Origin of the sequence: Streptomyces sp. SirexAA-E (assembly GCF_000177195.2) — a bacterium.
Taxonomy (GTDB): domain Bacteria; phylum Actinomycetota; class Actinomycetes; order Streptomycetales; family Streptomycetaceae; genus Streptomyces; species Streptomyces flavovirens.
Window position 1 is genome coordinate 7,029,291 of sequence record NC_015953.1, and the last position, 12,871, is coordinate 7,042,161.

10 protein-coding genes are annotated in these 12,871 nt (G+C 70.5%); 4 read left to right on the forward strand and 6 right to left on the reverse strand.

Annotated features, from left to right (window positions below; all coding sequences use genetic code 11):
* Positions 1 to 5 precede the first annotated feature (5 nt).
* The 3 genes from SACTE_RS30670 to SACTE_RS30680 form a co-directional block, all read right to left on the reverse strand.
* Positions 6 to 1,622: a sensor histidine kinase gene (locus tag SACTE_RS30670; RefSeq protein ID WP_014049905.1), complete on the reverse strand. Its 1,617-nt coding sequence runs from the start codon at positions 1,620 to 1,622 to the stop codon at positions 6 to 8.
* Positions 1,619 to 2,845, reverse strand: a complete 1,227-nt coding sequence (locus SACTE_RS30675; RefSeq protein WP_050986425.1) for a SpoIIE family protein phosphatase — start codon at positions 2,843 to 2,845, stop codon at positions 1,619 to 1,621. The genes SACTE_RS30670 and SACTE_RS30675 overlap by 4 nt, the downstream gene beginning before the upstream one ends.
* Positions 2,846 to 3,004: 159 nt before the next feature.
* A complete protein-coding gene (locus SACTE_RS30680; RefSeq protein WP_014049907.1) occupies positions 3,005 to 3,901 on the reverse strand; it encodes an RNA polymerase sigma factor SigF in 897 nt (298 codons plus the stop codon).
* A 246-nt stretch (positions 3,902 to 4,147) separates the two neighbouring features.
* Between SACTE_RS30680 and SACTE_RS30685 the strand changes: the two genes are divergently transcribed.
* The 3 genes from SACTE_RS30685 (at position 4,148) to SACTE_RS34425 (ending at position 7,769) form a co-directional block, all read left to right on the forward strand.
* Positions 4,148 to 5,611 (forward strand): MFS transporter, encoded by a 1,464-nt coding sequence (locus SACTE_RS30685; protein ID WP_014049908.1) that lies wholly within the window; start codon positions 4,148 to 4,150, stop codon positions 5,609 to 5,611.
* Positions 5,612 to 5,758: 147 nt separating this feature from the next.
* Positions 5,759 to 7,249 (forward strand): SDR family NAD(P)-dependent oxidoreductase, encoded by a 1,491-nt coding sequence (locus SACTE_RS30690; RefSeq protein ID WP_014049909.1) that lies wholly within the window; start codon positions 5,759 to 5,761, stop codon positions 7,247 to 7,249.
* 346 nt (positions 7,250 to 7,595) lie between these two features.
* The gene (locus SACTE_RS34425) at positions 7,596 to 7,769 is read left to right on the forward strand and encodes a hypothetical protein (protein ID WP_014049910.1); all 174 of its coding nucleotides are present in this window, start codon (positions 7,596 to 7,598) and stop codon (positions 7,767 to 7,769) included.
* Between the two features lie 69 nt (positions 7,770 to 7,838).
* Here the strand turns inward: SACTE_RS34425 and SACTE_RS30695 are convergent, their stop codons facing one another.
* Genes SACTE_RS30695 through SACTE_RS30705 form a run of 3 tightly spaced genes read right to left on the reverse strand, consistent with a single transcriptional unit; the run spans position 7,839 to position 10,639 of the window.
* Positions 7,839 to 9,275, reverse strand: coding sequence for a lipase maturation factor family protein (locus SACTE_RS30695; RefSeq protein WP_014049911.1), 1,437 nt, complete (start codon positions 9,273 to 9,275; stop codon positions 7,839 to 7,841).
* A 21-nt stretch (positions 9,276 to 9,296) separates the two neighbouring features.
* The gene (locus SACTE_RS30700; protein WP_014049912.1) at positions 9,297 to 9,806 is read right to left on the reverse strand and encodes a DUF1990 domain-containing protein; all 510 of its coding nucleotides are present in this window, start codon (positions 9,804 to 9,806) and stop codon (positions 9,297 to 9,299) included.
* Positions 9,803 to 10,639 carry a YndJ family protein gene (locus tag SACTE_RS30705; RefSeq protein ID WP_014049913.1) on the reverse strand — a complete coding sequence of 279 codons (837 nt, stop codon included), beginning with the start codon at positions 10,637 to 10,639 and terminating at the stop codon, positions 9,803 to 9,805. Before SACTE_RS30705 ends, SACTE_RS30700 begins: the two co-directional genes overlap by 4 nt.
* 130 nt (positions 10,640 to 10,769) lie before the next feature.
* Here SACTE_RS30705 and SACTE_RS30710 point away from each other — a divergent pair, with 130 nt between their 5' ends.
* Complete coding sequence (locus tag SACTE_RS30710; RefSeq protein WP_014049914.1) at positions 10,770 to 12,836, forward strand: SpoIIE family protein phosphatase; 2,067 nt, start codon at positions 10,770 to 10,772, stop codon at positions 12,834 to 12,836.
* Positions 12,837 to 12,871 lie beyond the last annotated feature (35 nt).

The window sequence follows — 12,871 nt, forward strand, 5'->3', positions numbered from 1 at the left end:
CCCGGCTAGGACGTGAGTACGACGGGATCGAGCAGTTCCGCCGTGGTACGCGTCGGTGCGTCGGTGACGACGGGCAGAGTGAAGTGAACCACAGTGCCCTCCTCGGGTGCGGTGTCCAGCCAGATGCGGCCACCGTGGAACTCCACAATCTTACGGCACAGCGAGAGGCCGATACCGGTGCCCTCGTACTCGTCGCGGGCGTGCAGACGCTGGAAGATGACGAAGACCTTGTCGGAGAACTCCGGCGCGATGCCGATTCCGTTGTCGGCGACCGAGATGTGCCACTGGTCGTCCTCTTGTTCACAGCGCACCGTGATCCGGCAGGGGACGTCCGGGCGACGGAACTTGATCGCGTTGCCGATCAGGTTCTGCCAGACCATGCCCAGAGAGGTCGCGTCCCCCTGGAGTTCCGGCAGGGTCCCCTCGCGAACGACGACGGCGCCCGAGTCCTCCAGGGAGGCGGAGAGGTTGGTGAGCGCACGGTCCAGCGAACGTTCGAGGTCCACCGGCTTCCAGCTGTCGTGGACCCGGCCCACCCGGGAGAAGGTCAGCAGGTCGTTGATGAGGACCTGCATCCGCTTGGCTCCGTCGACCGCGAAGGCGATGTACTGCTTGCCCCGGGCGTCCAGCTCCGTGCCGTACCGCTTCTCCAGCAACTGGCAGAAGGACGCGACCTTGCGCAGCGGCTCCTGGAGGTCGTGGGAGGCGACGTACGCGAACTGCTCCAGCTCCGAGTTCGACCGGCGCAGCTCCGTCGTCTGTTCGGCCAGCAGCTTCTCCCGGTCCGTCGCCGCGTCGAGTTCCTCCACGAGCCGCGCGCGCATGTTCTCGACCGCCGCGGCCACGGCCATGACGTCGGCGGGACCGGTGACGTCGATCCGGCGCGCGAACGCACCGGCCCGCACCCTGCTCGAAGCGGCGGCCAGCGCGTTCAGCGGCCGTCCGACCACACGGTGCAGCAGCAGGCTCAGGGCGATGACCACCAGCAGGGCACCGACCATGAGCGCGCCCAGCACCCGGTCGCGGGTGGTGCGCGCGGCGTCGAGCTCGGCACGCGCGTGGTCGCGCGCGATGTCGAGGTCCTTCTGCAGGACGCCGTTCAGTTGCCGCAGTTCGTCGAACGCCTCCTTGCTGCGCAGGATCGGCGCGGAGGACGCACCGGCCGGCCCCTCGGCCCGCGCCGCCTCGATGAGCGGTCCGGCCTGCTCGGTGCGCCAACGCGCGGCGGACTGTTCGATCCGGTCGAGATCACCGGCGAGCCCCTGGTCGTCGCCGACGAGCGCGCGCACCCGGTCCAGCCTGGCCTGCTCGTCCTTCATGCCCTGTTCGTAGGGGCTCAGGAAGGACTCGTCACCGGTCAGCGCGAAACCGCGCACGCCCGTCTCCTGGTCCAGCAGCGACATCTGCAACTGGTAGGAGGCCGAACGGGCCGGCTGGACGCGGTCCACCAGTTCCTCGGTGCGGTCCGACATCCGGGACAGCGTGAGCCCGGCGACCGCCACGCACCCGCAGATGACGAGCACGAAGCCGGCCAGGATCAGGTGGACCCAGTTCTGCACCGACAGTCGTGTCGGCCATCCCGGCTCTCCCTCTTGCCGCGGAGCGTCGTTCACGGAACTCATACGTTCTTCTCCCAGCCCAGATGCAGTACGGCGACGTCGTCGGCGAGGCCGCCGTAGGGGGCCGCACTCTCGGTGGCCTCGGCGACCAGTGCGTCGATGAAAGCCTGGGGCGCGAGGGTCCCGTGTCCACGGGCGATCTCCAGCAGCCCCTCCTCGCCCAGTCGGGAGTGCGGCCCCGTGCGGCCCTCGAACAGTCCGTCGGTGAAGAGGACCAGTTCACTGTCCTGGTGGAGGTCCAGCTCCGTGATGGTCCAGCGCCCGGCCCCGGGCAGCAGCCCCAGCGCCATGCCGGTGTCCGGTTCGACCCAGCTGACGTCCGTGCCGCGGCGCAGCAGCATGCCGGGGTGCCCGGCCCGGGCGACGCGGACGCGGTCCCGCTCCGGAGGGAAGACGAGGGTGGTCACTGTCGCGAAGACATGCGGATCGGACCGCTCGGCGACGAGTATCTCCTCCAGCAGGCCGATCTTCTCGAGCTGCGTGACACCGGTCAGCACCGCCGTGCGCCAGGCCACCCGCAGACAGACGCCCAGCGCCGCCTCCGCGGCCCCGTGCCCGGACACGTCGCCGATCACGGCGTGCACCGCGCCGTCGGCGGTCTCGACCACGTCGTAGAAGTCGCCGCTCAGCAGTCCGTGGGCCCGGCCCGCCTCGTAGCGGGCCGCGACACCGAAGCCGTGGCCGTGCAGCAGCGGGATGGGCAGCAGCGCACGTTCCAGGCGGGCGTTCTCCTGGGCGATGAGCTGGCTCGTCCTGATCGCGGAGGCCACGCGCTCGGCGTTCTTGCGCTGCAAGGCGTAGCGGATGGCGCGGCTCAGTGCCTGGGGGTCGATCCGCCCCTTGAGCAGGTAGTCCTGAGCGCCGTGTGCCACGGCCGACAGCCCGGTCTCGGTCTCGGCCAGCCCGGTGAGGACCACCACGGCCGCGTCGGGGAAGGAGTCGACGAGCTGCCTGACCGCGTCGATGCCGTGCGAGTCGGGCAGGTGCAGGTCCAGCAGCACACAGACAGGAGTGCGGCAGGAACGCAGGAACCGCTGCGCCTCCGCCAGCGTCTTGCACCACGTGAGGGTGGAGTCCAGCTCGCTGTCGGCCAGCATCTCCTCGACGAGGAGAGCGTCGCCCGAGTCGTCCTCGACCAGGAGAATGGCCGCGCCGAGGTCCCACACGGACGATTCGGCCACGCCGGCGGAGCCCGCGTACTGCGCCGGAATCCCGGTGGGCCCCATCAGACGCGCGGACGCGCCCAACGGCAGCTCGATCACGCTCGATCCCCTTTGACGGACGGACGGCACGGGGACACCCCGCGCCGCAACGCCTGGAAGCATATGTGAAGGATGCCCGGCGGTCCGCCGGGCATCAGGTTTCCGGAATGTGAGCTTTTTCGCTCAGGCCTCGACGCACATTCCCGTACGCAGCCGCTGCACGATCCTGCTGAGCAGCCGCGAGACGTGCATCTGGGAGACGCCCAGCTCGGCGCCGATCTGGGCCTGCGTCATCTCCTGGCCGAACCGCATGCGGACGATGGTCCGCTCGCGGTCGTCCAGCTGCCGGAGCAGCGGGGCCAGCGCGTGGAGGTTCTCGACGCTCTCCATGCCCGGGTCGTCCTCGCCGAGCAGGTCCGCGTACGCGCGCTGCTCGTTGCCGGACTCGCTGTCGGCGCTCGGGGTGTCCAGCGATCCCGCCGAGTAGCCGTTGGCGGCGACCAGGCCCTCGATGATCTCCTCCTCGGGGAGATCCAGGTGCGTGGCGAGCTCGGCGACCGTCGGGTCGCGGTCGAGCTGTGCCGACAGGGTCTCCTTCGCCTTCGCGAGCTCCACCCGAAGCTCCTGGAGGCGGCGCGGCACATGGACGGACCAGGTGGTGTCGCGGAAGAAGCGCTTGATCTCACCGACGATGTAGGGCACCGCGAAGGTGGCGAACTCCACCTCACGGGACAGGTCGAACCGGTCGATCGCCTTGATCAGGCCGATCGTGCCCACCTGGATGATGTCCTCGGTGTCGTCCCCGCCCCGGTTGCGGAACCGCGAGGCGGCGTAGCGCACCAGTGAGAGGTTCATCTCGATGAGGGTGTTGCGCGCGTACTGGTATTCGTGGGTGCCCTCTTCGAGGGTCTGGAGCCGGTCGAAGAAGAGCTTCGACATCGCCCGCGCGTCCTGCGGGGCGACCTTCCCGGCGTCCTCGATCCACGGAAGTACGGCCTCGTGGGAATCCGCGTCCGCCTCGTCGCACCGCGGGGTCGCTGTGCCGATCGCTTCGGTGGTCCGCACTGACATGGCCGTCATGGTGTCACCCTCCCTGGATCCGGTGTATCGACCGGCACCTTCCCTGACTCACCGAAGTCATGCCACCGAAAGTCAAGGTGTTCTTCTTCCGGGCGAATTCATCGGGCCGTGGACACCTCGATCGGCCAACAGACGTAATGCTTCGTCATATTTCGTGTTCATTTGTCCGGTGGGGGCGGCGAAGGATGTGTGAGTCACGCCTCGTTCCGGGCACCTGTGGAGTTTCCGGAGAGCTGAGGAGGCCCCATGAGCGGCACCGGTACGGCGAACGGGCGGACCGTCACGACCAGGATCCCGGCACGCCTGGACCGACTGCCATGGTCGCGGTGGCACTGGATGATCGTGATCGGCCTCGGCACGGTGTGGATCCTGGACGGCCTGGAGGTCACGGTCGTCGGCAACATCGCCAGCCGGCTCTCCGAGGACGGCAGCGGACTGCCCATCAGCGACGCCCAGGTCACCGGGATCGCCGCCGCGCTGTATGTGGCGGGCGCCTGTTCCGGCGCGCTGGTCTTCGGATGGCTCACCGACCGCTTCGGCCGCAAGAAGCTCTTCCTGATCACCCTCGCCGTCTATCTGGCGGCCACCGCGCTCACCGCGATCTCCTTCTCGGCGTGGTGGTTCTTCCTCTTCCGCTTCCTGACCGGCTTCGGGATCGGCGGGGAGTACGCGGCGATCAACTCGGCCATCGACGAGCTGATCCCCAGCAAGTACCGGGGCCGCGTCGACCTCATCATCAACGGCAGCTTCTGGCTCGGGGCGATGGCCGGCTCGCTGCTCTCCGTGCTCGCCCTGAACACCGACATCTTCCCCAAGGACATCGGCTGGCGGCTCACCTTCGCGCTGGGCGTGGTCCTCGGACTCGTGATCCTGCTGGTGCGCCGCCACGTGCCGGAGAGCCCGCGGTGGATGTTCATCCACGGACACGACGAGGCGGCGGAGGAACTCGTCGAGCAGGTGGAGCAGGAGGTCGAGAAGGACACCGGCCGCTCCCTGCCGCCCGCCGAGCAGGAGATCACCGTGCGGCAGCGTCACAGCATCGGCTTCGGGCTGATCGCCCGTACCGTCTTCCGCTCCTACCCCAAGCGGGCCGTTCTCGGACTGGCGCTCTTCATCGGGCAGGCCTTCCTCTACAACGCGGTCACCTTCGGCTTCGGCTCGATCCTGGTGAAGTTCTTCGACGTCTCCAGCGGCGCCACCGGCTACTACTTCGCCGTCATCGCCTTCTGCAACTTCCTGGGCCCCCTCTTCCTCGGCAAGCTCTTCGACACAGCGGGCCGCAAGCCGATGATCGCCGGCACCTACATCCTCTCCGGCGTGCTGCTCTTCGGTACCGCCGCGCTGTTCGGCGCCGGGACGCTGACCGCCGTCACCATGACCGCCTGCTGGTGCGTGGTCCTCTTCTTCGCCTCCGCCGGTGCCAGCTCCGCGTATCTGACCGTCAGCGAGATCTTCCCGATGGAGACGAGGGCCATGGCCATCGCCTTCTTCTACGCGGTGGGCACCGCCGCCGGAGGCATCACCGGCCCGCTGGTCTTCGCGGACCTCACCCAGAGCGGCGTCGTGGGCGACACCGTCGTCGCGTTCTGTATCGGTGCCTCCCTGATGGTGGCGGGCGGGCTGATCGCCCTCTTCTTCGCGGTCTCCGCCGAGCAGAAGTCCCTCGAAAGCATCGCCACCCCCCTCTCCGCGCAGGGGAAGAACGCCTGACGGGCCCGAACGGAGCAGCATCCGACTCATGGCAGACTTGACCGGGGCATCCGGCCCGTGCGCGCCTGCCCTCGCCGGCTCCCGGCCGGACTCCTGCCCACCGAAGCCCGACAAGCGGCACGAGTGACGAGTGACAGAGGAACGGCCATGACGGTGACCAAGGACAGCCCGGAGCTCGCTCCCGGTACCGACGAGTTCGGTCCCGGCATCGACCCCGAGCGGCTGGCCGTCTGCCTGAGCGTGCTCGACGAGCTCGACACCATCGAGGTCGACCACCCCGACGCCATCGCCGTGCGCCGGGCCACCGCGGGCATCTACCGCACGGTCAAGCAGCGCCGCCGCCAGGAGCGCCGTGCCGCCAAGACCGCGCACGACAAGGCCGTCACCGAGGCCACCGCGACCGGCTCCGCCGAGCGCATCGACGACGAGACGCAGGGCGTGCTCCCCTCCTCCTCCACGACCGCCGAGATCGCGGGCATCCTCCAGCGCCCGAGGTCCTGCTACATCTGCAAGACCCGGTACGTCGAGGTGGACGCCTTCTACCACCAGCTCTGCCCGCCGTGCGCCCAGGAGAACCGGTCCCGCCGCGACGCCCGTACGGACCTCACCGGCCGCCGGGCCCTGCTCACCGGCGGCCGGGCCAAGATCGGCATGTACATCGCCCTGCGGCTGCTCCGCGACGGCGCGCACACCACCGTCACCACCCGCTTCCCCAACGACGCGATCCGCCGCTTCAAGGCGATGCCGGACAGCGACGAGTGGATCCACCGGCTCAAGATCGTCGGCATCGACCTGCGCGACCCCGCCCAGGTCGTCGCGCTCGCCGACTCGGTCGCCGCCGAAGGACCGCTGGACATCCTGATCAACAACGCCGCGCAGACGGTGCGCCGTTCCCCGCAGGCCTACCGCGAGCTGGTGAACGCCGAGTCCGCCCCGCTGCCGGCCGGCGAGCTGCCCGCCGCCCAGGTGATCGGCACCTTCAACAGCGGCACCGTCGACCGGGTCGCCGCCATCCCGGCCGCCCGCGCGGAGGGTCAGGGACTGACGGCGCACGACGTCACCGGCCTCGCGCTGGTCACCGGATCCGCCTCGCCGGCCCGCATCGCCGCCGGAACCGCGATCGACGCGGGCGGTCTTGTGCCCGACCTGCACGACACCAACAGCTGGATCCAGACCGTCGACGAGGTCGAGCCGATCGAGCTCCTCGAGGTCCAGCTCTGCAACTCCACGGCCCCCTTCATCCTCATCAGCCGGCTCCGCCCGGCGATGGCGGCGACGGCGGCCGAGCGGGCCTACGTGGTGAACGTCTCCGCGATGGAGGGTGTTTTCGGCCGCGGCTACAAGGGTGCGGGGCACCCGCACACCAACATGGCCAAGGCCGCGCTCAACATGCTCACCCGCACCAGCGCCCAGGAGATGTTCGAGAAGGACCACATCCTGATGACGGCCGTCGACACCGGCTGGATCACGGACGAGCGGCCCCACCCCGACAAGATGCGCCTCGCCGAGGAGGGCTTCCACGCCCCCCTCGACCTGATCGACGGCGCGGCCCGGGTCTACGACCCGATCGTGCGCGGTGAGGCGGGCGAGGAACTGTACGGCTGCTTCCTGAAGGACTACGCGCCGGCCGGCTGGTGACGGACGCGGACACTCGCACGGCGGCGCGCCCGGAATCCCGGGCGCGCCGCCGTGCGCCGTCCCGCCCGACACGCCCGTTGGCTGAAAGTGATCCAGGCCACACGTTCTGTCGAGCGGGACGCCGCTCATTTGGTTACGCTGGAGCGAACGGACGCCACCAAGGGATCCACGAAACTTCCTAGGCCGTCCTGGGACAGGTCTTCAAGCAGACCGCCGTCCCCGCCCCGCAACGGCGCCACCGCGACCGAACTGTTTCTGCCCCTGCCCCGCAGAGGGCGGTCGACACGGTTCTCACAGCCGCAGCGTCGCCACCGCCCCGGGGTTACGCGACACAAAGGAGTCCGCGGTGACACCTGAAATGACCAAGAGCGAGCAGCGCCCGGCCGATCACACCGGACAGCGGGCCGCCCGGCCGGAGAAGCTACGCAACATCGAGGTCTGGGCCAGGTCCGCACCCATCAGACTGGCCGGCTACGAAGAGGACCTGGCCGAGCCCCACATCCTGCCCGGCATCGACTGACGCTCGCCCCCACCCACGTGTACGGCGCGGACACCGGGTCCCCTTCCTCGGGGCCCGGTTCTCGTCGTGTCAGTGCCGCTCCGGCGGCCGGAGCGGCGCCGGCCGGGCCACGGGCCGCATGAAGTCCCGTACGTAGGTGCGCCGCCACCAGCGGCCGGTCGTCCGCAGCTCGTCCCGGTCGGTGAACTCGTAGTGGAAGACCCTGGCGCGGATGTGGGCCGGAGGGCCGTCCGGGAACGGGTTGCGGCGCAGCAGCCGCAGGGTGTCCCGGTCGCCTCGCAGCAGCCGCTCGACGAACGGCTCGAACCAGGAGCGCGCGTACGCGGGGGAGAGCGCCGCGAACCACATCATCCAGTCGAGCCGCAGGTGGTACGGCGCGAACTGCCGCGGCAGCCTGCGCGGGTCGCCCGGCTTGCCCCGGAAGCCGTACTCGCGCCACCGGGTGCCCTCGTGGACCACCGGTTCGTCCGTGCCCTCGACGACCACCTCCAGGCGCATCCGGCTGATGCTCCCGAACGCCCCGTAGGTGTTGACCAGGTGCAGCGGGTCGAAGGACCGGTTCATCACCTGCCCGCGGGAGACGAGGTTGCGCGCCGGGCGGTAGCTGAGGGCCACCACGAGCACGGTGGCCGTGATGACCACCACCTCGTACCAGAGGGGCGGAGCGGCCTGCGCGGGTGCGGGCCCGGCCAGGGGGGTCCAGTCGATCGCGGAGAGCGCGATGACGATCGTCAACCAGTTGAGCCAGGCGAAGTTGCCCGACAGCACCAGCCACAGCTGGGTGAGGACCATCAGTCCGGCGGCGACGCTCGCCACGGGCTGGGGGGTGAACAGCAGGAAGGGCACCACGAGCTGGGTGACGTGGTTGGCCGCCACCTCCGCCCGGTGCACCGGTTTCGGCAGGTGGTGGAAGAACCAGCTCAGCGGCCCCGGCATCGGCTGGGTCTCGTGGTGGAACTCCAGGCAGGTCAGCCGGCGCCAGCACTCGTCGCCCCGCATCTTGATCATCCCGGCACCGAACTCCAGCCGGAAGAGCAGCCAGCGCAGCAGCCACAGCACGAGCACCGGCGCGGCCGTGTCCCCGTTGCCGAGGAAGACGGCCAGGAAACCGGTCTCCAGCAGGAGTGATTCCCAGCCGAAGCCGTACCAGACCTGGCCCACCTGGACGATGGAGAGGTAGAGCGCCCAGGGCACCGCCCACAGCGCCATCGCGGCCCACAGCGGTACGTACCCGTCGACGCCGGCGAGGAGGGCGAGCGAGAGTGCGGCCCCTGTCCAGGCGACCGCCGCGAAGAAGCGGTCGGAGTAGTGGAGGCGGAAGAGGCCGGGAGCGGCCCGCCAAGGGGTGCGGCGCAGCAGCTCGGGCACGGGGAGCATGCCCCGTTCGCCGATCAGCGCCCGGAACTGGAGCGCGGCGGAGACGAAGGCGACCAGGTAGACGGCGGCGAGGGCCCGCTGGAAGACCAGCCGGCTGAGCCAGTACCCGTCTGCGGTGAACCACTGCACCGGGCCCAGTATTGGCCCGGATCAACCGGCGGACCAGCTCCGCCGCAGCGTGTCGCCCAGCCGGCGGGCGTACCAGTGCTGGAGGACGGGCACCACGGGGCCGCCGAGCCGGGCGTACCAGCACGCGGGGCGGGAGAACGCCGTGACGGTGAACCACACGGTGGCGTCGTCGGCCAGTTCGACCACGAAGGACTCCTCGCCCTGTTCCGGGTGCCGCTCGGTGGTCCCGTAGGCGAAGCCGGTGCGGGTCTCGCCGTACTCCGCCCAGACGACCTCGCAGTGTGCCCTGAGGCGGAGGGGGCCGACGCCGAGCGACACGACGACGCCGACACCGGTGTCGGCCCGAGCGGCGGTGGCGCGCACCCCGGCGCCGGCGCCCCGGTGCATCCGCCACTCGGTGACGGCGGCGGCCGCAGTCTCGAAGTCAGCCCGGCCGTGGCCGACGGCAGCCCGATGGTGCAGATGGTGGTAGCCCTCCGGCAGCGGTCCCAGACGGGTGGCTCCGACCTCGGGGTACGTCAGGGTGGTCATGCGGTCCTGCCTTCCGGGTGTGTGCGGTCGTTGAGACGGCGCAGGGCGAGCAGTGTGCAGAGGGCGAAGCCCAGCGCGTTGCCCACTCCGTGGGTGGCGGCCATCCAGGTCAGGCTGGGGTGGGGCAGCCCGGTGGCCTCGCCGAGCGCCCAGCTCAGGGCGAGCAGCATGGTGGCCACGAGGACGACGGCCGAGGCGGTGAGCAGGGCCCGGGTCGTGCGGTCCGGGCCCGGGCGGCGAGCGGTGCGCCGGGTCAGCAGGGCGACCGCCCACATCCCGGCGGTCAGTACGAGTGCTCCGCCCAGCTCGGCCAGGTCGCCGACGAAGTATCCGGCCAGGACGAGCAGGGTGCCCAGGGGGACGCTCAGCGCGGCGAACCGCCCCGCCCTCCCGTCGTCGGCCCGGCAGACCAGGCCCGCGACGAGTGCCGCGGCGAATCCGGCGAAGTGGAAGTGCGGCACGGTGAGCGCCAGGATGCCGAGCCCGAAGCCGAACAGCTCGTGCCCCCAGCGCTCGGCGACCAGTGCCAGTGCGGCCACCGACGGGGTCACCAGCGCCGTGAGCAGGGCGATCTCCGCCGGGCGTGCGCTCCGGGTCCGCGCGAGGCGCCGCGGCGCGTGAGCGGCCAGCAGCAGTGTCCCCAGCGCGTAGCAGGCGGCCGGTGCCGTCGCGGCGGCACCGCGCGGCAGCCAGAGCGACAGGGCCCCGGGCACCGCGAACAGGGGCCACAGCCGGCGAATCCGTTCGAGCGCCGGGTCGGCGACCAGCCCCAGACCCGCCGGCACGATCACCAGCATCCCCAGCGTGACGACGAGACCGACCAGTACGGACATGACGCCCCCGGTTCCGAGAGGAATTGAACACGTTCAAGTTCTGTCGATCAGACCTTAGGGCCTTTCTTGAACGCGTTCAAGACGCAAGTTTCAGTCGAGAAATCGGACAAATAATGGCAGAGTGGCGCACATGGATGATCGGGTTGCGGGTGCCCTGTCACTCCCGGACGACTGGCCCGCCCACCCGGATCTCAGTCTCGCCCTGAACCGAATGGGCAGCTTCGACTGGGATCTGGACAGCGGACTCATGCACATGGACGAGCCCGCGCTCGAGATGTTCGACCTGAGCGCCGAGGAGTACGACAACCGCCCCGGCTCACTCTCCTCGCGCGTCCCGGCCGAGGAGGGGACCCGGCTCGACGCCATGGTCTCCCAGGCGCTCAAGAGCGGCCGCGAGAACTACGGCGCCTACTTCCGCAGGAGACGGCGTGACGGGACGCTCCGATGGACCCACACCCAGGGCTTCATCCGCCGGGACGCGGAGGGCAGGCCGCGGCGGATCATCGGTATCGTCCGCGACGCCACCCAGGAACTGGCCGCCTCCGCCGCCCGCCGGACGGTCGACGAGGAACGGCGCCGCCGCACCAGCCTGGTGCAGAGCACGACGGCGGCCCTGGCCCACGCCCGGACCGTCAAGGACGTCACGGACGTACTGAAGAACTCCCAGGGGCTCGCGCACCTCGGCGCCACCAGCCTGGTCATGGGCCTGCTGGAGGGCTCGCGCATCCACCTCGTCGCCGACGGGCCCGAGGGCGCCTACGTGACGGGTACCCGCTACACGCGGGTGGACGAGCCCTATCCCATGGGCGAGGTGATCCGCACGCTCAAGCCCCGTTTCATCGAGAGCGCCGAGGACTTCGCGGCCTCCTACCCGATCCTGTGGCCGCACATCAGCCACCTCGGTATCACCGCGGCCGCCTATCTGCCGCTCATCGCCCAGGCGCGCCCGATCGGTGCGCTGGGTCTCCTCTACGGCGACCGGGAGGGCTTCCCGGGGGACGAGCGGAACCTGCTGGTCGCCCTCGGCACCTCCATCGCCCAGAGTCTCCAGCGGGCCATGCTCTACGAGCAGGAGCACGATCTCGCCGAGGGCCTCCAGCAGGCGATGCTGCCCCGCCGGATCCCCGAGGTGGCCGGCGCCCAGGTCGCCGTCCGCTACCGCTCCGCACGGCTGGGCCAGGACATCGGCGGCGACTGGTACGACATCATCCCGCTGCCCGGCGGCCGGGTCGGCGCCGTCATCGGTGACGTGCAGGGCCACGACACACACGCCGCGGCCGTCATGGGCCAGCTGCGCATCGTGCTGCGCGCCTACGCAGCCGAGGGGCACCGGCCCGCCACCGTGATGGCGCGGGCCTCCGTCTTCCTCCACGAACTGGACACCGACCGTTTCGCCACCTGCTCCTACGCCGAGGTCGACCCCGTCACCGGAGTGGTGCAGCTGGTGCGGGCCGGCCATGTCGACCCGCTCGTCCGGGACGTCGACGGGAGCTGTCGCAAGCTGGCGTCCGACGGCGGTCTGCCACTGGGGCTCTCGGCGGAGTTCGGGCAGCTGGACTATCCCGTCAGCACCATCGACCTTGACCCCGGCCAGACCATGGTCCTGTACACCGACGGGCTGGTGGAACTGCCGGGCGCCGACTTCGATCAGGGTATGCGGTTGCTGGAATCGATGGTGCGCGACGGACCGCAGGACCTCCAGCGGCTCGCCGACCGGCTCTGCGAGGTCGTCGACGAGCGCGGCGGACAGGACGACGTGGCCGTGCTGCTCCTGCGCCGCGACTCCGCGCACGCCCGGCACCCCGGCGGGAGGCTCCAGCAGCACGTCGCCCAGAACGACCCGGAGGCGCTGACCTCCTGCCGCCACATGATCAGGGCGGCGGTACGGGCGTGGGGGGCCAGGGACCGGGCGGACGAGGTGGAACTGGCGGCCGACGAACTGGTCACCAACGCGCTGATGCACACCGACGGCGGGGCCATCGTCACCATCCGGATACTGGCCGGACCCGAGCGGCGCCTCCGGGTCGATGTGGAGGACCGGTCCAGCGCGCTGCCCCGGCGCAGGGACGCGGGGGAGTCGGGCGTCTCGGGGCGCGGGCTGATGCTGGTCGACCTGCTGGCGGACGTCTGGGGGGTGGAGGCCCGCGGGGGCGGCAAGTGCGTGTGGTGCGAATTCGCCGTCGTCGAACACCGCTGAGCCCCGTCGCGGACCGCGCACGGCCGTGACAGCAC